Origin of the sequence: Wolbachia endosymbiont of Drosophila tristis (genome assembly GCF_028981745.1) — a bacterium.
GTDB lineage: Bacteria > Pseudomonadota > Alphaproteobacteria > Rickettsiales > Anaplasmataceae > Wolbachia > Wolbachia pipientis.
In genome coordinates this window covers 1-26578 of sequence record NZ_JAPQLN010000082.1, presented here as the reverse complement: position 1 = coordinate 26578, position 26578 = coordinate 1, and the positions used below count along the sequence as shown (strand labels likewise).

The window sequence follows — 26578 nt, the reverse complement described above, 5'->3', positions numbered from 1 at the left end:
ATCCCTTATTCCTAGATCTCTTGCTACTTTTGCAACTGGTTGACCTACCTTTCTTTGTTCATTTGCCAGCTTAACAGCTTCCAATTTGAACTCTGCCGTATATTCTCTTACCATTTCTAATCCTCCAAAATTTTATTTTACCCAAAAAAACTCTTTTCTTTCTCTCCACTTTTTCTGGGTAAGGTCAGTATGGGAAAAGGTGAAAGATGTACTAAAAAACCCAGAGATGATAAAAAAGGAATACCAACGTAGAGTATTAGAAAATAAAAATGATGAATCATCAGAGAAAAAGTTTGCAAGAAGAGAAAATCAAATAAAAGAAGGTATCGAAAAATTAATGGAAGATTATTATAGTCAAGAAAATGCAGGAGAGAAAGGATATATAAGCGAGGAAGAATTTAAACAGACAATGAGAAAAATGAAAGAACGCTTACAAGGGATAGAAGAAGAGAAAAAAAAGGTAGTTGATCAGAAGGCAGTAGAAAAAGGAATAAGTCTTATTATAAATAGCATAAAGAATTTTTATTTTAGTGTAAAATCGAACCTGGAACAGCTAGATTGGCAAACTAAGCGCGGCATTATTAAAGCATTAATAGGACAAATTAACATTGGTTGTGATCAGGTAGAAGTAGGATTTCAGATCGAAGAACCAGCACAGGATGGGGGAATTCTTAATTTGTATCATTGTACTACACATCATAATAAGGGGGTTGGCAAAATGTGTGCGCCAAGAAGTGCGTAAGGAACAGTTGGTGAAAATCCAACACGGGTAAAGCTTAGCCGGCAACCTGGAACAAACCATTATGCTGCGTAAGGTAACGAGCGTAGTAAAGCTAATGGAATGGACAACATAGGGTGCAACGAAAGTGAAGGTATTGAGTCCCGTAATTCACGCGTCATGGGGGCTGACACTTTACATTTGGTGGAAGGCAACATGGGTAATAACGCTAAGGCAAGATATTACTCACCTCATCGGGATCGAAGGCCGCGTCATGTGTTGAGATGGACCTTACGTGAACTTGGGAGATCCTTTGTATTCCTGTAAGGGTACTCTGGAACAAGTCAATAAAGGCGAGGACTGGAGGAAGATGCAAAGGAAGTCGGACTAACTGATAGTACTCGGAGTGTGGGAAAGCCACATACAAGGGGAAGCGGTTAGCAATATAGTGACTGGTATAGGGATTGCTATACCAATACAACAGAGATTAGAGGAGTATGCAAGGAAAACTAAACCAGATAGCAGTAAGGGCTAAGCAAGATAAGCGAGTAAAATTTACATCATTAGTTCATTTGATTAATGAAGAGAATCTTGCAGAGTGTTATAAGGAACTAAAACGCAACAAGGCTTGTGGTATAGATCGTGTGACAGTGGAAGCTTATGGAGAAAATCTAGAAGAGAAACTTAAAACACTAGTGGATAGTATGAAGAGAAAACAATATCAACCGCTACCAGTGAAAAGGGTATACATACCCAAAGCCGGGAGCAAAGAGAAGCGCGGTCTCGGAATACCATCAACGGAAGATAAGTTGGTACAGGTAATGCTAAAGAAGATATTAGAAAATATTTATGAAGCAAACTTTATGGACAGCTCGTATGGATTTCGACCAGGAAGAAATTGTCATCAGGCGATAAACGCTCTAGATAAAGCAGTTATGCACAAACCAATTAACTATATTGTAGAAGTGGATATCAAGAAGTTCTTTGATAATGTTCAACATAAATGGCTAATGAATTGTCTAAGGGAACGAATAGCTGACCCAAATTTATTGTGGTTAATAAAACGATTTCTAAAGGCAGGAATAGTCGAAGTTGGATGTTATAAAGCAACCGATCAAGGCACACCACAAGGTGGTATAGTAAGCCCTGTATTAGCTAATATATACTTACACTATGTGCTGGACTTATGGTTTGAAAAGAAATTTAAGCCAAAAGCCAGAGGATATTTACAGCTAATAAGGTTTTGCGACGATTTTGTAATTGGCTGCGAGAGGGAAGAAGACGCAAAAGAATTTCTAGAATTACTGAAACAAAGACTAAGTAAATTTGGGTTGGAAATAGCTGAAAATAAAACAAAAATAGTAAAGTTTGGTAAGAAAGAATGGTATCAAGCAGAAAGAGAGAAACGTAGGACGGCTAGCTTCAACTTTCTAGGATTTACACATTATTGTGGAAAAAGTCGTAATGGTAAACTTATGATGAAGCAGAAAACTTCAAAAATAAGCCTAGCCAGAAAGATTAAAGAAATCAAAGAATGGTTGAAGATGGTACGAAGTCGTATCTGTCTCAAAGATTGGTGGCAGAAACTTAAAGCCAAACTAACAGGACACTATAGCTACTTCGGAGTTAGCGGAAATTATCGGTGTTTGATTCAATTCTATCGACCGGTAACAAAGTTAGCATTTAAGTGGATAAACCGACGTAGTCAAAAGAAAAGTATGGATTGGGAACAATTTATACACTATTTAAAAGTAAATCCATTACCAAAACCAAAGGTATATGTTTCTTTATACACAGGAGCACTAGTGTGAACGCTGTATTGTGAAGCCGTGTGCGGGAAATCCGCAAGCACGGTTCTTTTGGGGAGACTATGGTTATGAGACCAAATCGCTGGTTTCAAGGTCATGAGTCTCTACCAGACGTCAAGCAAGTTTTTTCGTTTCTATAAATCTGGATTTCAGCGTTATGCGCTGGAATGACAACGTGAGGTAAATTTTTCAACATCCCAAAATTACAGAATTCAGTCTGTTTAATTAAGTGTGAACTGTTACACGCAAATTTTGTAAACAGATTAATATACCCTGTTTTTGCTATTCATCTAAAAATGGAACCATAGAGTACGTTGAGGAGCGTAAGCAAATTTTAATGCAAAAATTACTATCAAAAAATAGATTATGCAAGAGGTCTAATTATTCTGCCGCAATTTTGCTCTATCACACTTGCCACATTTAATATTCCAGCTTCATCATAATAATTTCCAATCACTTGCAAGGCAAGTGGTAAACCCTCATTGGAGAGCCCAACAGGAACAGAAATAGCAGGCAATCCTGCCAGACTTGCCGGCACAGTAAACACATCATTGATGCACATAATTAGCGGATCTGGCTTTTCATTTAAGCCAAAAGCTTCTGTTGGAGCAGATGGCACAAGTATGTAATCTATTTTTTCAAACGCTTTTATAAAATCATTTCTGATTAATGCCCTGATACACTGTGCTTTTTCGTAATATTCATTGTAATGACCTGAGGAAAGCGCATAAGCGCCAATTAAAATTCTTCTTTTCACCTCTTTACCGAAACCTTCTGCTCTTGTTAGTGAATACATTTCTTCAAGGGTATCAGCATCAACCCTGAACCCATAACGCACACCGTCATAACGAGCAAGATTGGATGAAGTTTCAGCAGAACAAACTAAATAATAGACTGGTATTGCATATTTAGTATGTGGCAGAGTAACGTCAACAACTTCAGCGCCATTTTCTTTTAAATAGGAAGCAACTTTCTCCCAATTCTGGACTATTTCCTCTGAAATTCCATCCATCCTATATTCTTTTGGTATACCAATACGCTTACCCTTGACATCACCATTTATAAAGCTAGAAAATTTAGGCACTGGCTTTTCGCTTGATATTGAATCTTTTGTATCATAGCCACAGATTGCTTCCAGCATTAATGCTGAATCAGAGACAGAACGAGTAATGACTCCTGCTTGATCTAGAGAACTCGCAAATGCAATCATACCAAAACGCGAGCATCTTCCATAAGTTGGCTTTATTCCAACCACTCCACAATAAGCTGCTGGTTGGCGCACAGATCCACCGGTGTCACTCCCTAGTGCTCCAGCGCATAAAAATCCAGCCACCGATGCTGCAGATCCACCAGATGATCCACCAGGAACAACTTTTTCCCCATCGCTTTTTCTAATCCACACATTTTCAACAGGGCCAAAATAGCTATTTGTGTTCGCAGAACCCATAGCAAATTCATCCATATTAAGCTTACCGAGCATGGCTGCTCCACTTTTTAAAAGCAAGTCAGACACCGTAGATTCGTAAGTCGGAACGAAATTTTCCAGCATTTTTGAGCATGCTGTTGTTTTTATTCCTTTTGTACAGAATAGATCTTTGATGCCAACTGGTACACCCATGAGCGGCGAGATTAAATCATCCTTTTGCCTAGAGAAATGTTCATCTGCAGCTTTAGCAGCTTTCATTGCTATCTCTGGGGTTTTTGTTATAAATGCATTTAATTTCTCATTTTCAACCGCACTGATGTGCGCCTCTACGAGTTCAACGGCAGAAAAACTCTTTTTTTTGAGCCCGTCATGCATTTGTGTAATACTTAACTTTCTTAGTTCATTCATCAATATTTAATTTTTAGCAAGACGTTAATTATAACATGGCACGATAAAAAATCCATACATTTATAGTTACAGCTAGAAATGTAGCTAAGGTAACTTAGATTCACCGACAATCGTCATCCCGCTACTTGTTAGCGGCTAAGAGATACCGCAGCGGTATGACGTAGAAGCTATACTTTTATACTCACCAACTCAGTATCCAATCCGGATTGTATCTTAAAAAGGTCAAAAGACTATAATAAGCAAAGGAGTGATACTGTGTCTGAGTGAAAATCGTTGAGATCCCAGTGTCCGCTGCTTGCATAGCATTTATTTACAAAAAAATAGTCATGCAAGAGACTTTGCTTGGATATTTGATATAATTTAGGTCTATTAAAGCAAAAAATACTAACATGAATGAAGTGATAACATTTGGTTGTCGTCTAAATTTTTACGAGAGCGAGTTAATCAAAGAAGCATTAAAAAAAGCAAAGAGAGAAAATGTTGTTGTGGTGCATAGCTGTGCAGTGACAAACGAAGCAGAACGTCAGGTAAAGCAAAAGATACGTAAGATTTACAAAAATGATCCAAATAAAGAAATTATCGTAGTTGGTTGTGCTGTTCAGTTGGATCCAGAAGTTTACAGTAGCATTCCTGGTGTAAGTAAAGTGCTCGGTAATCAAGATAAGCTAAAAGCTGAAAATTACTTACTAAATGACGATAAAATCTTGGTCAGTGATAACCAAGTAGAACCTGTTCTAATTAATGGATTTGAAGATAAGTCAAGGGCATTTATTGAAATTCAAAATGGTTGTAATCATAGCTGCACATTTTGTTCAATTACTGAGGCAAGAGGGAATAATCGATCTGTGCCAATAAACAGTATTATAGAGCAAATCAGGATCTTTGTAGAAAATGGATATCAAGAAGTAGTGTTTACAGGGGTTGATATTACTGACTTTGGTACAGATTTGTTGGGTAAGCCATCACTTGGTTCAATGATTAGGAGAGTTTTAAAGGATATACCAGAGTTGAAGAGGCTAAGACTTTCCTCTATCGATGTTGCTGAAGTTGACGACGAATTAATGGATTTAATAGCTAATGAGTCAAGACTTATGCCTCATTTACATTTGAGTCTACAATCTGGTAATAATTTAATACTAAAGAGAATGAAGCGTCGTCACAACAGAGAACAAGTGATAGAATTTTGTCATAAAATGAAGAGCTTGAGGCCTAATATAGCATTTGGCGCTGATATTATTGCTGGATTTCCAACAGAAACTGATGAAATGTTTCAGGATACAGTTGATTTACTGAAAAAAACAAATATAGTTTACCTACATGCTTTTCCATATTCAGAGCGGAAAAATACACCTGCTGCACGAATGCCACAAGTACCAGAGAATGTGCGTAAAGAACGAGTAAAAAATTTAAGAGAAGTAAATAAAGAAATTATGAGCAGTTTTTGTCAATCCTTGATCAACACTAAGCAAAGTGTTCTGGTTGAGCAAAATAATGTCGGTAGAGCAGAAAATTTTGCATTAATAAAGCTTGAATCAAAAGCTCAAGCCAAGAGTATTGTGAAAGTTAATGTTAAAGGAGTGGAAAATAATTATCTAATTGGAAATATTTTTTCTTAATTTTTGTACATTGAAGAAATATACGATATAGTAATTATACTGTAAATGATAATTGTGAATTCATTTATGATAACTAGAATATCTATTACTTTATTTTTGATTTTCATTTCATGTGTCTATTTTTTTATTACTTATATTAGTAATGATACACACATTGAGCAAGTACAACCCTTAAAATTAGAAACAGACAATAATAAAAGTGTGATACGTTCTGAGGAGGTTACTGCAAAAGAAATACCAATAAAATATCAAGAACTTGAAAGTAGTCCACCTTCTGTTTTCCAAGTAGCTGATCAGAAAAATATGTGGTCACGTATTGCAGATCAAGCTGAGCCTACAAAAGAAAAATCAAAAAAACTTGATTTTTATGTTAGCGCTAACGGTGGTAAGGTATACCATGATAATTCAGAAATATTTGTAAAGGGTATACAAGAAATAGGAAAAAGAGTCCTAACTTTAGTTGAAAGTCATTATGGTTTTATAATAAAAAATATAGTGGCAGATGAAATTAAAAGTATACAGCAATTTGATGGTAAAATTGATTTCCAGTGGTTTAGCAGCATGTCTTTAGGTTACTATGCTGGAGAAAATGGTAAAATTGATTTTGAAGCCGCGTATTCTATAGCCAATATTGAAGATAGTAATTCTCCTCCGGTATTTGATAAATCAGCAAGTATATTTGCGTTTTTGTTAAACTTCTATTATAATCCCAGCGTTCAGGATACACAATTTGCTCCGTACATCGGTCTTGGTATAGGACCAACAGTTTTTAGATTAAAAAGGATTAATGGGTCACCCCAAAATTCAATGCCACTGAGTGTTCCTTGGTTTGCTTATCAAATAAAACTTGGTGTTGATTATTCAATAATCCCAGAAATCAAAACCTTTCTCGGCTATCGTTACTTTAGCGTTCCGATACCTGTTGCAGATGACATATCTACTCACAATATTGAAGTTGGTTTGATATTTAATTTTTAGTGATAATTTAATATATATATAAATTCTTATCTTTTCTATCTAACAAACCAAATGTTGGTACGATTGTTGCTTTTAAAAAAATGACAGTTTCTACTGTTCTAATATTATTCGCTAGCCTTTTTGATTTCTGATGCAATAAGCTTTGCTTATCTTCTCTATGTTCTATAAGCCCGCCGATTACCATAATTTCACCGCTCTTAATTTTTAACATAGAGTTCATTTCTCTGATTTCAACAATTGGAATGTCGCTATTTAATTTCATTTTACTCTGCTGTGCGACGTACTCTATATCTGGATCTTTAGTGTAGCCGTTAATTCTTGATAAAGTTGGATGTATATCCATGAATATTTCACTAGTATCAATGTTAATGCTTGGGTGGATTATTAGCACAACACCTATTGGGACGCTATTCATCTTGGTAATTAAGGTCTGATTAGAGTTTCTAGTATCTTTTTGTATATCGGAGGTAAAATAAATATGGTTTTTAGTAAATGAAATCATCGCTTGCTGATTATTTATAGCATGTACTCTGGGGCTTGAAATTACAGTTGAAGTGCCAAATTTGTCTAAATTTTTTACTAAATCTCCTAGATCATTTGCACCAAAGTTCATTGCTAGGTTAATAATGGAGTTATCTTGATTTATTATAGACTTAGTTCCATCTTGTAAGTCATTTAAGTTCATACCAGAAAGGTATTTGTCATCTAGCACAACTTCAACTATTTTTGCCTCTATCATTACTTGAGAAGACGCTAACTTCTTAACCTTATTAATATATTCTTCAACAGCTTTGTGGATATCTTTTCTAGCATTCAAAATAATAACACCAGCTTCTCTGTTGGATGAAAGGAATTCGCCATCATCCACCCCGTTAACATCCATTATTGCATTCAAGCCTTTTTCTAATGAATTCCATAAGTCACTACTGTATTGAGACTTCATAACATTGTTATAGTCCCTATCAACGTTACTTCCATCACTGTTAGTAATATTGTTATTAATGACGAAACTGCTTTGAGCAGAATGTTGAATATTGATGAAGTCTACGTAATAATTTTGTGCGTATGGCAAGTCCTGCTCAATTCTAATTACACCATTACTTGTTGAGTAACGCAGTTTGGCGCTATTTGCTATACTCTGAATTACTTCGTTTATATCCTTATCTTTTAGCTTTAAAATAATATTACCTGATATTTTTGGGTCCATATCCAAGTTAACGTCAGAAAGTTTTCCTATCTCAATCAGCAAATCCTTTACTGATACTTCTTCACTAACATTAATAGAAATAAGCTGATTACTGATTGTGAGATCGGGAAACTCTATTGGTAAAGGCATAATTTCTGGTATTGCCGGTTCATTAATCTCCAAAGAGGTGTTATATTGTTGCAACGGATAATCGTGCTTATAATTGTCTATGTTAATAGGATATTGCTTGGTAGGTAGATGTGTGCAAGAAATAATGAAGAGGAGTATTAAGCATTTAAAAATAGCCATTAGAACAGCATACAAAATCTATACTAATAGATTTCTATAAAAATATTAAAAATGTATTTAATCTCATTTTCATCGAGCAGATAATTGTCGTGTATTAGCTTTGGCTATGTATTTTTTGTATACTCTTCTTGTACTTAAATGTAGACCAGCATAGCCCTAATTTTTTTATATATTGTACTTCTTTCTCTGTATTTAATAATAGGCTTGAAAATAAATGGTAAGCCTATAATTGTTAAGCTTAGAGCTAGGGTTGAAAGTATACAACAGGCTTTGTGTTTACTATGTAGCTCTTTCAGATAAAGCATCAAAAATCTACAAAATTTTTTGTAATTTTCTTCGATGTTTTTTTTGCTATGAGCCTTGCTTATGGCTAGCTTTATGCAGCCTAGCGTTACCATTAAAATCTTGATCGTTTGCTTCTATTCCCTTTGAAACAAGAAATGTTACCATTTTTCTATTATTATGCTCAATAGCGCAATCTAACGCATCAAAACCATGGTTGTTTTTTGTGCAAAAAAACTCTTTAAGTTTAATTTTATCGTTACTTGCTTGCTGTTTTTTTGCAATAAGTTTTACTATTTGCATTTTGTTGTTATACGCTGCTAGGAAAAGTGTAGTGTTATTTTCTGCATCTTTGGCTTCTATATTTGCACCTTTCTTTATCAGATATTCTATAATTTCTGCTCTGCTGTCATAATGTGCGGTGCATTGATAAATGGTTAAAAACAAAGGAGTACGAAAATTGTTATCTTCACATTCGAGATTTGCTCCGCTATCAATTAAAATTTGGACGCTTTTTTTAGAACCGTATAGTGAAGCTATATGAAGAGGAGTATAGCCCTCTTTGGCATCTTTTTCATTAATTTTTGCGCCTTTTGTTATCAAAAAATCTATTAATTCCGTGTCATCTTGTAGTGCAGCAAGGTGCAGTGGAGTGAATCCATTTTTATCCTTGGAATTAATTGTCAGTTGGTTAACAAAAAGTTTAGCAACTTTCTTGTGTCCATGCATAATGGCGTAATGCAGAGGGTTTCTATTTTCGTTGTCTACGACATTGAAATCAGCTTCGTGCTCTAGTAATGACTTTACTCCAACTAAATCGCCTTCTTTTGTGAACTTATGCAAGAGAGTGATTCCACTTGCATCTTTTGAGTTAATATCAAATCCATTTTCTACTAATTGGTTTATATCTTCCTCACGCGCCATATCACTTAAATCTCTAATTAAACTCTTTTCGCGTTAATAATACTCCTACTTGATTAAGTTTAAATGAATCTGTGAGAAATGGCTAGTGCATTCTTGCATAACAAACTTTTGGCAGCGCATTGGATGAAACGAAAAACTTACTTGACAAACTCCGCCAGCCCTCTTATCATGAAACTGAAGCTATTTATTTATCTTCGCAATCTCTGCAGTGGATTAATGACAAAAAACTTAATGTATTTGGCGTAAATCATGCTTAATTTTTTGCACTATGTGCACCTCATGTCTTTATAAAACTTTTAGGTTTCTACCTATACAAGCCGAAACGCGCTTATAAAGTGTTTAAGACAGTAAAAGACGTCAAATAGACAAGGGAGAATTTGAATACTAGCTACCCTAGGGTTTCTTTGCCTTTTTTTTATTTGGTAAATTTCTTAACATTTATAGCTAAACGACAACTGTCATTCCTGTAAAGGTCAAGTATCCCGCTACTTGTTAGCGGGATCTAGAGATACCGTGACGGTATGACGTAGGATTGCTGTCATTCTGCTACTTGTTAGCGGCTGAGATACCGCGAATGAATCGCGGTATGACGGTTAGCGGTGGCGTGACGATAAGCTCGTCATTCCGCTACGTGTTAGCGGCTAAGAGATATCGCGGTGGTATAGCTATAAATTGTTGATATCTTTTTTATATCACATTTTTAACTTACAATAGTTAGCCAGCGTTCCTTACATTAACCAAATCTTTCAAATTCTGCACTCACCACTACCTATAACTCACTTTCACGCAATATTGATCGTTCTTAAAAAGCAATCTAACATTTTTTATTCCTTGATTGCGAAGCTTTGATGCAGCTGATTTAGCAGCCTGAGCACTTTTAAAAAATGCAACATATCCCTTACTTTCTGCACTGTCTTGTTTCGGATGACGTTTCTGCATTTCTTTTTCGTATTGCTTTCTGTAATGAGGAGTATTTTGTATCAATTGTTCTGACATCTTTCTTAGGTATTGAACTTTTACTTTTGCAAGCCCAGATTTATGAAATCCTAAGACTTGAGCTGCTTTTTCTGATAAGTCTATTATTCTGCCTTCAATAAAAGGCCCTCTATCGTTAACCCTTGTAACAAGCTTTCTTCCGTTTTCTAAATTAGTGACAAGAACAAAGCAGGGTAAGGGCAAAGTCTTATGCGCTGCAGAGATCAAGTGACGGTTAAACGCTTCACCATTTGCTGTAAGTGTGCCATGATCTTCTATTCCATACCACGATGCTATCCCTATCTCTTCATAGTGTTTACAGTTTTTTGGATAATAAGTTATACCATTTATTGTGTAGCTGCTGCCAATTTTATAATGACCTGCAGTGCAGTTAAACCTGTTGCTAAAACTGCAGCTACTTATCAAAACAAATATTAGACATAGAAAGGTTAGGTTTTTTATCATTGTATTCGGTAAGAGGGTTCGATACTATGAGGATTTTAAATTATACTATAATAAATTTAGTAATGAGTAAACATCTACTGCTAAATATTAACAAAACTCAAAAAGGAATAATACATATTATTGGTATAGGTGGAATCGGAATGAGTGCCATTGCTGAAATTCTTCACAATTCCAATTGCAAAGTTCAAGGCAGTGATGCACAATCAAACGACAATATAAATAAGTTACAAAAGCTAGGTATAGAGGTTTTTATTGGTCACAATGCTAATAATATAAGCCAAGCTCAAATAGTTGTACATTCTTCTGCAATAGAATCTGATAATGTGGAGTTAATTGCGGCAAAAAATAACAATAAAACCGTTTTGCATAGATCAGACATACTTGCTGAAATTATGAAAGGTAAATATGTGATAGCGGTTTCAGGTTCAAGCGGAAAGACAACAACAACCGCTATGATTGCTTCCATTTTTGATCATTCTGGCATTGATGCGACTGTAACTGTAGGAGGGATATTAAATTCCTATAAGAGCAACTTCAAACTTGGAGGGAGTGACACTTTTCTGATCGAGGCTGATGAGTCTGATGGAACTATGCTAAAAATCCCTGCAAAGATTGCTGTCATAACAAGTATCAACAATGACCACATAGATTATTACGGCACATTTGATAATATCAAAAATGCATTTTCCCAATTCGTGAATAATGCAGGTTCTGCAGTTTTACCTGATTCTGTAGACATCGATTATGATGCGGGTAATTCTATAACGTTTGGGTTTGAGAATGGTAGCATAAGAGCCAGCAACATTAAACAGCATGCTAACAGCATAGAATTTGATGTGTTGAACAACTGGATTCCAGCATTACGTGCTGGAATGACAAAAGGAAAGTGTACAGAGATGTCATCCCAGTGCATGACACTGGGATCCAGCCCTTTAAAAAACATAGTACTATCAAATGCAATTGGAATTCACAAAGTAAGCAACGCCCTAGCTGCAATATCAGTTGCGATAAAGCTCGGAATTAGCGATGCAGATATTAAAAAAGGCCTTTTGGAATTTCAAGGAGTAGCAAGAAGATTCTCTTTGATTGCCGATATTAAAGGTGTTAAGTTAATTGAGGATTATGCCCATCATCCAAATGAAATATATGCAACTTTAACGGCTGCACGTTCGATTACTAAAGGAAAAGTAATAGGAATTATCGAACCACTTCGTTTTGCCCGCATTCGTAATTTTTTTGATGAATTCATACGCATTTTCATGATGTTTGATTATGTCATCCTCACTCCTGTTCATCCCCCAGAAGACAAGCCTATTCCTGGTTGTGGGATTGATGATATACAAAAAGCTTTAATCAGTAATGGATTTAATAACACAAAAATTATGAATGATGCTTTGCTCGTTTCACATTTTATTAGTGATTCGACAAGTCCAAGTGATATAGTATTATTTATTGGTGCTGGTAGTAATATAGCTAAATTGGCAAAGGAAACTGCAGCACTTATTGCGGAAGTTAAGGTTTAATGTAATGAATAAGATAATCAATAACGTATTTGCAAGAGAAATTTTAGATAGCAGGGGTTACCCCACTATTGAGGTAGAAATTGAGCTCTGTGATGGTGCAATAGGCAGGGCATCTGTACCTTCTGGAGCTTCAACCGGTAAATTAGAAGCCTTGGAACTCAGGGACCAAGATGAGAAAAGGTATTGTGGTAAGGGAGTGCTGAAAGCTGTTCAAGCTGTAAATGGGATAATAGCAGATGAAATCATTGGAATGAATGCAGCGGACCAAAATGCAATTGATAAAGCATTAATTGAACTGGATGGAACAAAAAACAAATCAAAACTTGGAGCAAATGCAACTTTGGGTGTGTCTCTTGCAGTTGCAAAAGCAGCAGCAAACAGTTTCAAAATGCCGCTATATAGATATTTGGGAGGAAAGCAGACGAGTGTTATGCCGGTTCCACTCATTAACATAATTAATGGTGGAGTACATGCAGACAATAAGCTCGATTTCCAAGAATTCATGATTCTTCCGGTCGGTGCTGAGACTTTCAGCGAAGCGATTAGAATATCTGCGGAGGTATTCCACAACTTACGTAGCATTCTTAAGAAAAAAGGTTATAGCACAAATGTAGGGGATGAAGGTGGTTTTGCACCAAATATTGAAAGTACTGAAGAAGCACTTGATTTGATCATATACGCTATAGAATCAGCAGGTTATTCAGCGCAAAGTGATTTTGCACTAGGCCTTGATGTTGCTTCATCTACTTTTTATGAAGATGGAATTTACAAATTTGAACACAGAGATCTTACTTCAGAAGAGTTGACTGAATATTATTGTAATCTTGTGGAAAGATATCCAATAATTTCTATAGAAGATGCAATGAGTGAAGACGACTATGAAGGTTGGAAATTACTTGCTGCAAAATTGGGGAGTAAAATTCAATTGGTTGGGGATGATTTGTTTGTTACAAATTGTGAACTGATATGCAAAGGAATAGAGGAAAAAATGGCAAATGCTGTACTGATCAAGCCAAATCAAATAGGGACGTTAACAGAAACTTTTGCTGCTATTGAAATGGCAAAATCAAATGGCTATAAAGCTGTTGTTTCTCATCGCTCAGGTGAAACAGAAGACACAACAATATCTCATATAGCAGTTGCGTCAAATTGCGGGCAAATAAAAACCGGGTCGCTATCGCGTTCTGATAGACTCGCGAAGTATAACGAGCTAATCAGAATAGAAAGCGCATTAGGAAAGGATGCTAAATATTATCGTGGGTTAGCATGGGTTTTATAGACGAAGTAAAATTGTGTTTAAAAGCTGGTGACGGTGGTGATGGCTGTGCAAGTTTTCGTCGAGAAAAGTTCGTTGAATTTGGTGGTCCAAATGGTGGTAATGGAGGAAAGGGTGGAAACATAGTTTTCATCAGCGACGCTAATCTCAACACTTTGCTTCATTTTCGTTATAGAAGACACATTAAAGCAGATAGTGGAAAAAATGGTGCAGGCAGGGATAGATCTGGCACAGCAGGGAAAGACGTTATACTTAAAGTTCCAGTCGGTGCACAAATAATTGATGAAGAAAGTGAAGAGATAATAGTAGACCTTGACAAGCCTGGTATGGAATTTCAAGTAGCACAGGGTGGAAAAGGTGGACTTGGAAATACTAATTTTAAATCTTCTACTAATAAGGCACCAAGACATTTTACTTACGGTCAGCCTGGCGAAGAAAAACATGTATTATTAAAACTAAAAGTTTTATCAGATGTTGGAATTATTGGCATGCCAAACGCAGGTAAATCAAAATTTTTGACTCGCTGCTCAAATTCCGATACAAAAGTAGGCGATTATCCATTTACCACCGTAAGACCTCATTTAGGCATGGTAAAAGTGGATGATAGCGAAGTTGTAATAGCAGATATTCCTGGAATAATTACTGATGCTCACCTTGGAGTTGGGCTCGGGCATAAATTTTTAAAGCACATAGAAAGGTGTCAAATTTTACTTCATTTAATCGATGTAACTCACGATGACGTTGTTTCGGCTTATAGTTGTATCCATAATGAATTGGAACTTTACAATAGTGATCTTGTTGAAAAAGAAGAGATTGTAGTATTAAACAAATGCGACTTATTGAGGGAAGCAGAAATTCTGGAAAAGAAGAATCACCTAGCTAATTATCTCAATAAAGAAGTGCTGTGCTTATCAATTAATGGTGATTTACAGCCTATTTTAAGATTATTAAGTGAAAAATTGAAAAAGAGTAATTCTAAGGAAATCGATGTATATGATCCTTTTAAAGCGTAAATTTTCTATTTATGGATGTACAAGAATGGTAGCGTGCAACCAGAACTAAGCGTACAGCTGTGCAAACATCGTGATTTGAGTCCACCAGAAGGGTGTCATCCCAGTCTGGGATCCAGGAATTTTATTAAGTTGGTAAGCATAAAAGTAGCCGTTTTATGTTAAAATACAACGTTTTGATGATTATGAAAAGGCTGGATTCCAGACTGGAATGACACCATCATAAAGTGAATCAGTGTCAGCTACTTGCATCTACCATGCAAGTTAACTGAAAATTGCAATGTTCGTACACTTGACTACTTGGATCTAGTATGATTTAATTAACAAAGAAGTAGGCATGAAAAAATTATGTAGTGAACCAGTTTGCATAACACCAGGAGGAAAATATGGATAGAAAGACGAGAATAGAATCAGACAGCTTAGGGGAAGTAAAAGTACCAAGTGAACATTACTGGGGAGCACAGACTCAGCGTTCTTTAGAAAATTTTAAGATTGGCACAGAAAAAATGCCAGAGCCTCTGATTAAAGCATTAGCAATAGTAAAACTTGCAGCAGCGCGTGTTAATATGAAACATGGTGTTATAGATGATAGGGTAGGGGACGCAATTTGCACAGCCGCGAGGGAAGTAATAGATGGCAAATTTAATAATGAATTTCCGCTTGTTGTTTGGCAAACCGGATCCGGAACGCAGACTAATATGAATATGAATGAAGTGATCAGCAATCGTGCAATAGAGATTTTAGGTGGTAATTTGGGTAGTAAATCTCCAATACATCCAAATGATCATGTGAATTATGGTCAGTCGTCAAATGACACCTTTCCAACAGCAATGCATATAGCAGCAGCAGAGCAAATAAACTGCTTGCTTATTCCAAATCTTGAAAAATTGCATAAGGTGCTGGATAATAAGGTTCAGGAATTTAAAGATATAATAAAAGTAGGACGTACTCATCTGCAAGATGCAACGCCCCTAACACTAGGACAGGAGTTTTCTGGCTATGCAGCCCAGATTAAAAAGGGGATAGAGAGAGTAAAATCAACTTTAAGTGGTATATACGAGCTTGCACAAGGTGGCACTGCGGTGGGCACGGGACTCAATACTAAAAAGGGTTTTGCTGAAGATTTTGCAAAGCAAGTTGCAGGAATTACTAACCTTCCATTTACTTCAGCAGGCAATAAATTTGAAGCGCTAGCAGCAAATGATGCTTTAGTTGAGCTCAGTGGAACACTCAATACAGTAGCAGTCAGTTTAATGAAAATTGCAAATGATATAAGGTTGCTTGGTTCTGGTCCAAGATGCGGAATTGGGGAAATAATGTTACCGGAAAATGAGCCTGGTTCTTCAATTATGCCAGGTAAAGTGAATCCAACTCAGTGTGAAGCGGTGACTATGGTATGCACTCAAGTTATGGGAAATCATGTTGCTGTAACCATTAGTGGTTCAAACGGTCATTTTGAATTGAATGTGTTTAAGCCAGTGATAATTTACAATGTTTTGCAGTCTATAAGACTTTTAGCTGACGCAAGTTTAAATTTTACAGAAAAATGTGTAGTTGGTATTAAAGCAAATGAAGAGAGGATAAAAGATTTACTGAATCAGTCGTTGATGTTGGTCACTATATTAAATACGCATATAGGGTACGACAATGCAGCAAAAATAGCGAAGCTTGCTTATAAAGAAAATATCACTCTAAAAGAAGCAGCAGCAAAACTTCAACTGCTCACTGAGGAAGAGTTTGAAAGGATAGTGAAACCAGAAGAAATGGTAAATTATTTGTAACCGCTCACACTTAATTCTTCAATCTCACTAATAGAAAGGCCAGTAAACTTGACAATAGTGTTAACATCAACATTATTATCTTGCTTTGTCTACCTTATTTTGCCGCTCCCCTGAACGGATACGGTTTAAGACATAAGATCCTTTTTCATAGCTATACTACGTTATCCAGCGTCTGGGCACTGGTTTCTTGGTACTTATTCCGCAATAATTTTTTTTCCTTCAATAAACTTTGCAGTTCGCCTTTTTCGTACATCTCGCGAGTGATGTCGCAACCACCAATAAACTCTTCCTTTATATATAATTGTGGAATTGTTGGCCAATCAGAAAACTTTTTTATAGATTCACGTATTTCATCATTCTCCAACACGTTAATATACTTAAACTTCACGTTCAATTTTTTTAGGATTGACACGACGAGTCCAGAGAATCCGCATTGAGGAAAATCAGAAGTGCCTTTCATATACAATACCACATCATTTTCTGTTATATCTTTTTTTATTTGTTCAAAATTGCTCATAAATTCACCTTATTTTTAAGTATTAGTTTCCAGTTGCAAGGCGTGTATAGACTGACCTTCCAGAGCTTTATATACCATTTTATGCTGTTCTATTTTTGTCTTTCCAAGAAAACACTTGGAGTTTATTTTTAAATGATAATGGTCATCATCTCCAGCAAGATCATGAATCTTTATATCAGCGTCGGGGAACGATTGTTTGATGATCCTCTCTAATTCGTGAATTGCAATAGTCATTGATTTGCTTTAAATTACAATACTTTCATTATAAATCTAAAACGATTGAGCGCAATAAAAAGTTGCTATCATAAAAAATAGAAGCATACTATAATAATGGAATGACAAATTATGCAGGGAGGCTTTGTGGTGGGCGAAAGATTTAAATTCACATATCTATTGGTTTTGCTAACTTTTTCATTTAGGTGCTTATCTTACGATGATAAAATAAATAACTTAGAGAATGTTCACATCAAAGCTAACTATTTTGGAGCATTCTTCAATGCAATAGGTTCTCTAGAAGGAAAAGAAGATGCAGGTGACAATATAACAGAGGGGGTTTTTAGTTTTAATAAGAAGGAGCGAATTGAAGCTGGATACAGTCCTAAATATGTTCCAGGGTTTGCCGGTAGTGCTGCAATAGGGTATTTATTCAAAAATATGAGAGTTGAGTTTGAAGGCTTATATTCTCAGACTAACTTATATGATGAAGATTATTCAGATAAGAAAAAAGCAAGATATATTGAACTTCGTCGTCACAATGATGCGTCTACTGGAGCGGAATGCAATTCACCTTGGAGAAGTGGAAAGGTTGATATTCACATTCAAGAAAATTGTAGTGTTGAAGCAGAGTTCAGAGCTGCATTTAAGATGAAAAATGAAGGTTTTAATAACTTAGCTGGAATGGTCAATGTATATCGTGATTTTAATATAGCAAAAATGCCATTCACCCCATATGTTGGTATTGGTGCAGGTGTAACTAGGGTTAAATTTCTAGGAAAAACCAGATATGCCTTGGCTTACCAAGCAAAACTTGGTATCAATCACCAACTTACAGCACAAACTCAAGCATTTGCTGGTTTACGCTATTTTGGTATCCTTGATAACCAATTTAAAGATATTGTACCAGGAATAAAGATACTAGCTGGTGAAGGATATATTCCTGCCGGTGGAGGAAGTAAAGTTGATGAAACTGCACGTGTTGAATCAACAACTGCAACCATTACCAATAGGTTTGGCATATATGGCTTAGAGTTTGGGTTGGTTTATCACTTTTAACTTTATCCAATAAATTACATATGTGAAGATAGTAAATTCAGCGTGCTGAGAACATTAGAAAGACGAGATTTTAATTGATTTTCATATTTACTCCAATCTTGTATTGCCTTTCTTGCAACACCTGAATCAACTGCGGCTTTTGCAACAGCAGGAGCTACTATAGAAATTAATCTTGGGTCAAATGGAGTAGGTATTATATATTCACGTCCATAGCCCATTTTACGACCGCCATAGACTGCAGATATCTCACCTGGTACTGGCTCACGGGCAAGCTTTGCTATTGCATCTGCAGCTGCAATTTTCATTTCATCATTTATTGTTGTTGCATGTACATCAAGTGCCCCTCTAAATATATAAGGAAAACCCATTACGTTGTTGACTTGGTTGTTGTAATCTGACCTACCAGTTGCAATGATTGCATCTGGCCTCACAGATTTTGCAAACTCAGGCCTTACTTCTGGATCGGGATTGGCAAGAGCAAAAATAATCGGGTCTTTGCCCATACTCTTTAACATCTCTTCATTTAACACATCTTTTGCAGATAGTCCGATGAATACATCAGCGCCTTTTATTGTATCAAGTAGAGAACGTTCGGAAGTATCAATTGCATACTTTTCCTTCCACTCATTCATATCCTCGTTTCTACCTTTGTATATTACTCCTTGCTTATCACACAGCACTATATTTTTAGCGCCCATGGACTTTAGTATTTCTAAACATGCAATACCGGCTGCTCCAGCACCATTCATAATGATCTTAACGTCCTCTAATTTCTTTTCAACAATATCAAGAGCATTTTCTATGCCAGCTGCAACAACCACTGCAGTTCCATGCTGGTCATCATGGAACACTGGAATATCCATCAGTTCATTCAGGCGTTTCTCTATTATAAAACAATCGGGAGATCTTATATCTTCTAAATTTATCCCCCCCCAACTTGGCCCAAGATACCTTACTGCATTGATGAAATCTTCTATATTTTCTGTACCAACTTCTATATCAACTGCATCAATATCAGCAAAACGCTTAAATAAAACAGCTTTGCCTTCCATGACAGGTTTTGCAGCAAGAGGACCGATATTACCAAGTCCAAGCACTGCAGTGCCATTTGAAATGACAGCAACACAGTTGCTTTTTGCTGTATAATCATAAACAACCTCAGGATTTTTAGCTATTTCAAGGCACGGAGCTGCAACACCAGGGGAATAAGCAAGTGACAAATCATACTGGGTAGATAAAGGTTTTGTTGGCATGATTGAAATTTTACCAGGGTTACCACCTCTGCTGTGATACTTAAGCGCTTCTTGTTTTGTGGTACTATCTAAATCATCGTTCATCATTACATCCTTATATTTTAAGCTTGTATTTTTTAAGTATATGGAGTTTTTATAAATGTTCAATTGTAAACTATTAACTTGTGAACTCTGTTGTACTTCTGTATAAGTTTACCTATTACGTAAGATGATATTACATGCTTAAAAAAAACGTGCCTAATTTGCTTACAATTTCTCGTGCACTTGCAATACCAGCAATAATATTAAGTTTTTATATAGAAAATAAATATGCAGGCCTGATAACAATATCAATCTTTGTGTTTGCGTGCATTACGGATTTTTTTGATGGTTACCTGGCGCGTGCGTGGAAAGTCCAATCAAAGTTTGGCAAGCTATTTGATCCAATTGCTGACAAATTAATAGTGGTTTCAACGATAATTATGCTAGTTTATAAGCATAAGATAAATGATTTTACAATAGTACCATCGATTATCATCATCTGTCGGGAGATATTAGTCTCGGGTTTACGGGAGTTTCTGATAGCTACAAATGTTAGTCTGCCTGTAAGCAAAGCTGGAAAAATTAAAACATTTTTGCAGATGGTTGCTGTAGTAGCGCTAATAATGAACGATTATTATATGATTCAATATACAGGTGCGATTTGTTTATGGGTTGCAGCTATTATAACTATGTGGTCAGGCTATAATTATATCCTAGCCGGCATCAAATAGATTGATTAAATCTCCTAGGAAATAGTTAATAGACAAGAGTAGTTAATATCTTAGTGATATTGACTCAGAAAGCAAAAAGGTGTATAATTGTATTAACTTACTACTAATTAGGTTAATATTATGAAAATACCTAGTGGCAAATTTTCTTCTACTAAAAAGGTTCCAGGAAAGAATAAGAAAAAAAGAGATTTTGAACCATTAGAAGAGTTTTTTTGGGATTTTTGGCCAACAGTTGATAAAGAAGTCAAAAGAGAAAGGCTAGAACAAGAACTATTAGCACTAAAAAAAAGAGAGCTATATAGAAAATGTGCATCATTGGCAACAATGGTCCCATTTACATTGCTGATGGCGATTGAACTGGAAAAAACATATAGCGATCAGGTATTACTTGGCGTGATAAGTGGCGCGCTAAGCCACACTATATTACCTTTTACAGTCTTATCTCTTATTTGTACGCTATATTTAATTTACAATAATAGGAAGATAGCACAAAAAGAACGAGAGTTGGAGATTATTGAAAATGGAGAGGAAGTAAAGGAAAAAGAGCACAATATTTCTGATATAGGTCAGTGTTTGATCTATATTGAGGCTATAACAACTGCACTGGTTATTGTAGGTATGATAATGGGTGAAACATCTTCACTTGAAGCAGCAGAGGATGCAATTTTATTTCTTGCCAATGCAATTGCTTTTCTTGCAACTCTTGTTTCTTATATTGATAAGCATGAAAAAAATAAGAAAAAGGAAACAGAAAAGTCTGATCTTGATGAGAAATCTAGCAAGAAAACTAGCAATATATCTGTAGCCGGATTGGCGCTTGCTGGTTCTTCTGTATTTTTAATAAGAAGGATAATGTTAATAGCATTAGCATCGTCCTTAAATCCTGCTGTTGGACCTACTTTAGGCTTGGTAGGTATTGCAATTTTTATGGCTGTACAGGTCTTAACTATACATTCCTACAGTAAGACGCTGAAAGATCCAAAAGTGGAAGGACGAGGTGAATCAAGAAATGCAGGTAGTTCTGACCGTAGTTATAAAGAAGAAGGACCGGCTATTGCCTAAGAAATTTATTTATTTAAGTAATATTTAGGTCTATACTTTATTTTGATCGAAAAAAATCTTATGTATAAGACTTTAATCACGTGCTTTATTTTCCTAATTTGCTCCTTTACACAATCGTATGCGGATGATCTTGAAAAAACTGAAACTGAACTATATGAAGAAGCAGTTGAACTTTTTGACCAGAAAAAATATAAACAAGCTATTAGGGCATTTCATAAGATAGAGGATTTGTATCCTTTTTCTTATTGGGCAATGAAAGCAAAATTATTATCTGGGGTCTCTCACTATAATATGGGTAACTATAGCAGTGCTACAAGTGATATGGCTGATTATATATATGTTTATTCAAATGGTGAAGATTTACCATATGTATACTACTTAAGAGTATTATCTTATTACATGCAAATTAATAAAGTGCAACTTGGACAGCAAACTGCATATAAAACTTTAGAGCTAGCCACTGAGTACATTAATCTCTTTCCAGGCAGCGAATATGTAGACGAGATAAAGGAAAGAGCAAAATTAATCACAGAACATATATCAACAAAAGAGTATTCTATCGGTAAATTTTACCTGAGGCGTGGTGAATATTTAGCAGCAATTAAGCGTTTCCAGAATATGGCAAGCTATAAGGATTCTAAATATTTTTCTAAGTCTATTAACCATTTAATAGCAGCCCATTCAGCTCTTGGCCTTGACTTAGAAGCTGAGCAGTATGAAAGTATGTTATTAGCAGAAAACCTGCAAGATGCCAAGCCAGAGGCTTGAAAATTTGCTTTAGCTTTTTCTATGCTTTGATATATAATTAGGTTTTTAACTATTTGAATATGGCTGGTCATTCACAATTTTCAAATATAAAACATCGGAAAGGCGCTCAGGATGCAAAGCGCTCTCAAAAATTTACGAAGCTGATCAGAGAAATAACAGTTGCTGCAAAGCAAGGGCTGCCCGATCCCGAACTCAACCCGCGCCTTCGCTCTGCTATATTTGCTGCACGCAAGGAAAATCTACCAAAAGATAAAATAGAAACAGCAATAAAAAATGCAACTGGTAACGTTGCTGGAGAAAATTACGAGGAAATCCAATATGAAGGTCATGGGCCTTCTGGCACTGCACTCATTGTCCATGTTTTGACTAATAATCGCAACCGAACTGCTTCTGAGGTACGTTATATATTTTCTCGCAAGGGTGGAAACTTGGGAGAAACAGGAAGTGTTAGTTACCTTTTCGATCATGTAGGCTTAATCGTCTATAAAGCAGAGGGTGTGAATTTTGATGATTTATTCAGTCATGGAATCGAATTAGAAGTATTGAATGTTGAGGAAAATGACAAAGAAGGATTACACGTTATAACTTGTGAAATAAAAGATTTTGGTAAAGTACGCGATGCCTTTTATGCAAAATTCGGAGAACCAGAACTTGCTCGTCTTTCATGGCAGCCAAAAGATCTGATTGAAATTAGCGATAAAGAGTTGATTGATAAATTATCTGCATTGGTTGAAGAATTAGAAGATAATGATGATGTACAGTATGTGGAAGGTAATTTTACTTTTGTTGATGCTGTTTAAATGATGAAGCTGATTGTATTTATGCTGCTCTTTATCTTACCGTTATATACCGCTGAAACATCAACAGATCTTGCACAGCCATTCCAGCATGGAATCAGAAAAAAAAAAGCTACTTTGACGACAGAAAGTGATAGAAAGTTGTTATTCATATCCAGTACCATAAAATCTTCCTTTTTTGCCACGGAAGGGTTGGCGCCAAATACAGTGGTGAAATTGATCAACATATATAAAGATTTCGGTGTTGATTTTAAAAAAGACATTGTGCCGAAGAGTAAATTGGAGGTTCTTTTTGAGAGATTGCCTAATAATCAGAAGACTGAAGAAAAAATTTTATATGCTTCACTGATAATAAACAAGAAAGCTATTAGTTTATATCATTATAAATCGCAAGACGGCAAAGAAAGGTATTTTAATAAAGAAGGAATAAGCTTAAAAAATGGCGAAATTTTTGCAAATCCTTTAAATGGAGATTATCGCATATCCTCAAAATTTGGCAATAGAAAGCATCCTGTTCGCGGTAAAATTGCTTTTCACAAAGGAGTGGATTATGCAGCTAAACTTGGCACTCCCATATACGCTGCTGCAGAGGGTGTGATAGAATATATAGGAAAGAATGGTGGCTATGGAAATTACATCAAAATAAAACACAAAAATGAATATTCAACCTGTTACGCGCATATAAGTAGATTTAGTGGCGATATAAAGTTAGGCTCTAAAGTAAAGCAGGGGCAGGTCATCGCCTATGTTGGTAGCACTGGTGTTGCAACAGGCCCTCATTTACATTACGAAGTTATATATAACGGCAAACACATCGATCCGCTTACGATAGCACATAAAACTGAAGTAAAATTGCCTGATCATGAATTAAGAGAGTTTAAACTATTTGTAAATAAGATAAATAAAACGATCAACAGAGAGAGTTCAAGTGAAAAAGAAGTTTAAAGACAATATGGATAAGAATACGATAAACGATAGAAATTTGAGTCAAATTCGGGCTTTTCCTGTACTAATAGCGCTAGGATTAATTTTATCGCTGCTTTTTTTGGCATATGACAGCACAATTGCACTTGGAGTTGCTGCCGTTTCAATTTTGACTTTTCTTCAAGGATTTTTTATTAATGACCCTAATGAAGCAAGAGTGATAGAATTTTTTGGTCATTATATTGGAACTTATTTTAAGTCTGGAATATGTGTAACGCTTCCCTTTTCAAGCAAATATATAGTTTCCCTAAAATTTCAGAATATTAACACAGAAAAAATAAAAGTTAATGATGCAAATGGAAGTCCAATAGAGATTTCTGCAGTAATTGTTTGGAGAGTGAGCAGTCCTGCAAAGGCGTATTATAATGTTAACAACTATCACGAATTTGTTTTTGTACAAAGTGACTCGGTAATTAGAGAATTGGGGAGCAATTATCCGTATGACAGCGAGAGCAATGAGGAATCTTTACGTAAAAATTCTGATAAAATTTCAGATGAATTGCGGTCAATGTTACAACAAAGATTAGATATTGCAGGAATTGAGATTACAGAAGCAAGAATATCGCATTTGGCGTATTCGTCCGAGATTGCACAAGCAATGTTAAGGCGTCAACAAGCACATGCTATCACTTCGGCAAGAAGGCATATAGTGCAAAATGCAATAGGAATTGTCGAGGAAGTAATAGCTCATTTTGAAAAAAACAAAAGCTTACAATTAGATGGCAAGCAAAAGGTTCAATTGATAAATAATTTGTTGGTTGCCCTAATCTCTGAGCAAGATGCACAACCGACGATTAGTTTAGATAATAATTAGCATAGAAGCCGATTGGGTTTCATAAATGCAAGTCACTATTAATTTCTTGATTAATAGACTAAATGATGTTATAAATTACACGCATTAGGGGTGCTCTAGAAAAGCTGAGAGTACATAAAGTACAACCCTTTGAACCTGATATTGTTAAAGCAAGCGTAGGAAAATGTATGTATATAAATATTGAAGAATGCTTCGGCTTCATTGCGTTAATTGCATCTCTAATTGGATTATCACCTCAAGTATATAAAGCATATATCACTAAAGTTACTCGTGATGTATCGATGTTAATGTTAGTAAACTATCTTATTTGTTCATTGTCTTGGATTGGCTATGGTCTTTACCAGAGCTCAATTTTTGTGGTGCTTAGCAATATTGCTGGATTAGTGATTAGCATAATATCAATTATTCAAAAATGTTACTACGATGCAAAACCTGCACCATGATCATGTGCTGCACTGCAGTACACAACAACAATATCGTTCTATTGTAGTGCTAAATGGAAAAATACCGAGCTCATCGTTTTTTAAACGAGATATACCTATTATTGCTGTAGATGGAGGAGCAAACAAGCTTCTATCAATTGGCGTAAAACCTGATCTTGTAGTAGGAGATTTGGATAGCGTAAATCTGGATTTACGTGCTAATTTGAATACGATATATCTACCTGATCAAGATTATTGCGACTTTTCTAAAGCAATGGCTCACTTAAAAACAGTAAAGTTATTGCCATCAATAGTAACGGGTATTACTGGAGGAGCAATTGATCACATACTACAGAATATTAACATTTTTCTAAGTACGGGCAGTATCTTTTACACACCTTCACCTCCCATGGTAGGTTACACTTTACAAAAAGGTATTACCCATTTTTTTTCTTTGCCAAAAAATACTAAAATATCTTTACTTGGTATACCGAGAGCTCAAATATCAACTAAAGGATTAAAATGGGAACTGCACCTTAGTAATCTTGCTTTTCCGGGAAAAAATTCTTGCTTTAATCGAAGTTTAGGCAATAAGGTATCCGTAGAAGTACACAGTGGTATATGTCTAGCAATGATTTATTTAGAGACAGTAGATGATGCTGCAAGACATCATGTGCGTCAAGTTAAGAAGTAAATAGACTTCTTGCATAACCCAAACTAAGTAGAAAAAAGGTATCATCCAAGTAGCTGACACTGGTTCCTTTATGACGTGTCATTCCAGTTTCAGCTACTTGAATGACAGCAGTCCTACGTCATACCGCCGCGGTATCTCTTAGCCGCTAACAAGCAGCGGGATGACGAATTGCTTAACCGTCATACCGCCACGAACCGTCATACCGCCGCAGACCGTCATACCGCGATTCATTCGCGGTATCTCTTAACATAGATCCCCTACTATACCTTAACATAGATCCCGCTAACACGTAGCGGGATGACGATTGTCGTTTAGCTATAAACATTAAGAAATTTACCAAATGAAAAAAAAGGCAAAAGAAGCCCTGGGGTTATTATCCGCTTTAAAATATTGGCGTTTTTTATGTTTTAAACGCTTGAAAAGCAAGATTAAGCTGCTTTTAATTGCAACTAACTTACGCTGCAAACTTTTAAGAAATTTACTAAGCAGAAAAAAAGACAAAGAATCCCCGAGTTAGCTAGTCTTTTACTATCTCTGTCGAGTATTGGCATTTTTTGA

Annotated in this window: 24 protein-coding genes, 1 pseudogene and 1 riboswitch; of the genes and pseudogenes, 18 read left to right on the top strand and 7 right to left on the bottom strand. The window is 35.8% G+C overall.

The genetic code is table 11. The annotated features are described in order from the left end of the window. Positions 1–199 precede the first annotated feature (199 nt). The 3 genes from OZD64_RS03350 (at position 200) to ltrA (ending at position 2529) form a co-directional block, all read left to right on the top strand. Entirely contained in the window at positions 200–742 is a 543-nt protein-coding gene (locus OZD64_RS03350; RefSeq protein ID WP_274999285.1) for a hypothetical protein, read from the top strand. A 382-nt stretch (positions 743–1124) separates the two neighbouring features. Next, positions 1125–1253: a hypothetical protein gene (locus OZD64_RS03345; protein WP_255324786.1), complete on the top strand. Its 129-nt coding sequence runs from the start codon at positions 1125–1127 to the stop codon at positions 1251–1253. Further along, positions 1216–2529, top strand: a complete 1314-nt coding sequence (gene ltrA / locus OZD64_RS03340; protein ID WP_274999284.1) for a group II intron reverse transcriptase/maturase — start codon at positions 1216–1218, stop codon at positions 2527–2529. Before OZD64_RS03345 ends, ltrA begins: the two co-directional genes overlap by 38 nt. Positions 2530–2890: 361 nt before the next feature. Here ltrA and gatA read toward each other — a convergent pair whose 3' ends face one another. After that, positions 2891–4360 (bottom strand): Asp-tRNA(Asn)/Glu-tRNA(Gln) amidotransferase subunit GatA, encoded by a 1470-nt coding sequence (gatA, locus tag OZD64_RS03335; RefSeq protein ID WP_038198853.1) that lies wholly within the window; start codon positions 4358–4360, stop codon positions 2891–2893. 389 nt (positions 4361–4749) lie between these two features. Between gatA and mtaB the strand changes: the two genes are divergently transcribed. Together mtaB and OZD64_RS03325 are read left to right on the top strand one after the other, a co-directional pair. Then, positions 4750–5976 (top strand): tRNA (N(6)-L-threonylcarbamoyladenosine(37)-C(2))-methylthiotransferase MtaB, encoded by a 1227-nt coding sequence (gene mtaB / locus OZD64_RS03330; RefSeq protein WP_010082135.1) that lies wholly within the window; start codon positions 4750–4752, stop codon positions 5974–5976. Between the two features lie 66 nt (positions 5977–6042). After that, positions 6043–6954: an outer membrane protein gene (locus tag OZD64_RS03325; protein ID WP_274999286.1), complete on the top strand. Its 912-nt coding sequence runs from the start codon at positions 6043–6045 to the stop codon at positions 6952–6954. Positions 6955–6961: 7 nt separating this feature from the next. Here the strand turns inward: OZD64_RS03325 and OZD64_RS03320 are convergent, their stop codons facing one another. The 3 genes and pseudogenes from OZD64_RS03320 to OZD64_RS03310 all read right to left on the bottom strand — a co-directional run bounded on the left by OZD64_RS03320 (position 6962) and on the right by OZD64_RS03310 (position 11095). Further along, positions 6962–8449: a type II secretion system protein GspD gene (locus OZD64_RS03320; RefSeq protein ID WP_015588942.1), complete on the bottom strand. Its 1488-nt coding sequence runs from the start codon at positions 8447–8449 to the stop codon at positions 6962–6964. A 134-nt stretch (positions 8450–8583) separates the two neighbouring features. Continuing rightward, a pseudogene (locus OZD64_RS03315) lies at positions 8584–9655 on the bottom strand (ankyrin repeat domain-containing protein). A 765-nt stretch (positions 9656–10420) separates the two neighbouring features. Continuing rightward, positions 10421–11095, bottom strand: a complete 675-nt coding sequence (locus OZD64_RS03310) for a septal ring lytic transglycosylase RlpA family protein (RefSeq protein ID WP_010082236.1) — start codon at positions 11093–11095, stop codon at positions 10421–10423. A gap of 26 nt (positions 11096–11121) precedes the next feature. Here OZD64_RS03310 and murC point away from each other — a divergent pair, with 26 nt between their 5' ends. From murC to fumC, 4 genes are all read left to right on the top strand, one after another. Further along, positions 11122–12618: a UDP-N-acetylmuramate--L-alanine ligase gene (gene murC / locus OZD64_RS03305; protein WP_274999282.1), complete on the top strand. Its 1497-nt coding sequence runs from the start codon at positions 11122–11124 to the stop codon at positions 12616–12618. A 4-nt stretch (positions 12619–12622) separates the two neighbouring features. Beyond that, positions 12623–13897, top strand: coding sequence for a phosphopyruvate hydratase (gene eno / locus OZD64_RS03300; protein ID WP_038198848.1), 1275 nt, complete (start codon positions 12623–12625; stop codon positions 13895–13897). After that, on the top strand, positions 13885–14907 hold the full coding sequence (gene cgtA, locus OZD64_RS03295; protein WP_006280016.1) for an Obg family GTPase CgtA: 1023 nt from the start codon (positions 13885–13887) through the stop codon (positions 14905–14907). The genes eno and cgtA overlap by 13 nt, the downstream gene beginning before the upstream one ends. A 383-nt stretch (positions 14908–15290) precedes the next feature. Further along, on the top strand, positions 15291–16685 hold the full coding sequence (gene fumC / locus OZD64_RS03290) for a class II fumarate hydratase (RefSeq protein ID WP_010962632.1): 1395 nt from the start codon (positions 15291–15293) through the stop codon (positions 16683–16685). Between the two features lie 151 nt (positions 16686–16836). On the opposite strand, the gene grxD is transcribed toward fumC, so the two are convergent. Both grxD and OZD64_RS03280 read right to left on the bottom strand, forming a co-directional pair. Then, the gene (gene grxD / locus OZD64_RS03285) at positions 16837–17202 is read right to left on the bottom strand and encodes a Grx4 family monothiol glutaredoxin (protein WP_265042883.1); all 366 of its coding nucleotides are present in this window, start codon (positions 17200–17202) and stop codon (positions 16837–16839) included. A 15-nt stretch (positions 17203–17217) separates the two neighbouring features. Continuing rightward, complete coding sequence (locus OZD64_RS03280; protein ID WP_006280012.1) at positions 17218–17436, bottom strand: BolA/IbaG family iron-sulfur metabolism protein; 219 nt, start codon at positions 17434–17436, stop codon at positions 17218–17220. Between the two features lie 129 nt (positions 17437–17565). Between OZD64_RS03280 and OZD64_RS03275 the strand changes: the two genes are divergently transcribed. Then, positions 17566–18474 (top strand): P44/Msp2 family outer membrane protein, encoded by a 909-nt coding sequence (locus OZD64_RS03275; protein WP_274999281.1) that lies wholly within the window; start codon positions 17566–17568, stop codon positions 18472–18474. Positions 18475–18488: 14 nt separating this feature from the next. Here OZD64_RS03275 and OZD64_RS03270 read toward each other — a convergent pair whose 3' ends face one another. Beyond that, the gene (locus tag OZD64_RS03270) at positions 18489–19811 is read right to left on the bottom strand and encodes a malic enzyme-like NAD(P)-binding protein (protein WP_077188090.1); all 1323 of its coding nucleotides are present in this window, start codon (positions 19809–19811) and stop codon (positions 18489–18491) included. Positions 19812–19945: 134 nt separating this feature from the next. Between OZD64_RS03270 and pgsA the strand changes: the two genes are divergently transcribed. The 8 genes from pgsA to OZD64_RS03230 all read left to right on the top strand — a co-directional run bounded on the left by pgsA (position 19946) and on the right by OZD64_RS03230 (position 26020). After that, complete coding sequence (gene pgsA / locus OZD64_RS03265) at positions 19946–20479, top strand: CDP-diacylglycerol--glycerol-3-phosphate 3-phosphatidyltransferase (protein WP_010962629.1); 534 nt, start codon at positions 19946–19948, stop codon at positions 20477–20479. Between the two features lie 120 nt (positions 20480–20599). Continuing rightward, positions 20600–21541, top strand: coding sequence for a hypothetical protein (locus tag OZD64_RS03260; protein ID WP_010962628.1), 942 nt, complete (start codon positions 20600–20602; stop codon positions 21539–21541). A 60-nt stretch (positions 21542–21601) separates the two neighbouring features. Further along, positions 21602–22309 carry an outer membrane protein assembly factor BamD gene (locus tag OZD64_RS03255; RefSeq protein WP_038198841.1) on the top strand — a complete coding sequence of 236 codons (708 nt, stop codon included), beginning with the start codon at positions 21602–21604 and terminating at the stop codon, positions 22307–22309. A 59-nt stretch (positions 22310–22368) separates the two neighbouring features. Beyond that, positions 22369–23109, top strand: coding sequence for a YebC/PmpR family DNA-binding transcriptional regulator (locus OZD64_RS03250; protein WP_010962626.1), 741 nt, complete (start codon positions 22369–22371; stop codon positions 23107–23109). A gap of 3 nt (positions 23110–23112) precedes the next feature. After that, positions 23113–24051 carry a M23 family metallopeptidase gene (locus OZD64_RS03245; RefSeq protein ID WP_038198862.1) on the top strand — a complete coding sequence of 313 codons (939 nt, stop codon included), beginning with the start codon at positions 23113–23115 and terminating at the stop codon, positions 24049–24051. A 7-nt stretch (positions 24052–24058) separates the two neighbouring features. Continuing rightward, the gene (locus OZD64_RS03240; protein ID WP_038198860.1) at positions 24059–24904 is read left to right on the top strand and encodes an SPFH domain-containing protein; all 846 of its coding nucleotides are present in this window, start codon (positions 24059–24061) and stop codon (positions 24902–24904) included. A 76-nt stretch (positions 24905–24980) separates the two neighbouring features. Next, positions 24981–25083, top strand: a riboswitch (TPP riboswitch). Beyond that, a complete protein-coding gene (locus OZD64_RS03235) occupies positions 25072–25347 on the top strand; it encodes a SemiSWEET family sugar transporter (RefSeq protein WP_006280002.1) in 276 nt (91 codons plus the stop codon). (Overlaps the previous riboswitch by 12 nt.) Continuing rightward, positions 25328–26020, top strand: coding sequence for a thiamine diphosphokinase (locus OZD64_RS03230; RefSeq protein WP_010962623.1), 693 nt, complete (start codon positions 25328–25330; stop codon positions 26018–26020). Before OZD64_RS03235 ends, OZD64_RS03230 begins: the two co-directional genes overlap by 20 nt. Positions 26021–26578 lie beyond the last annotated feature (558 nt).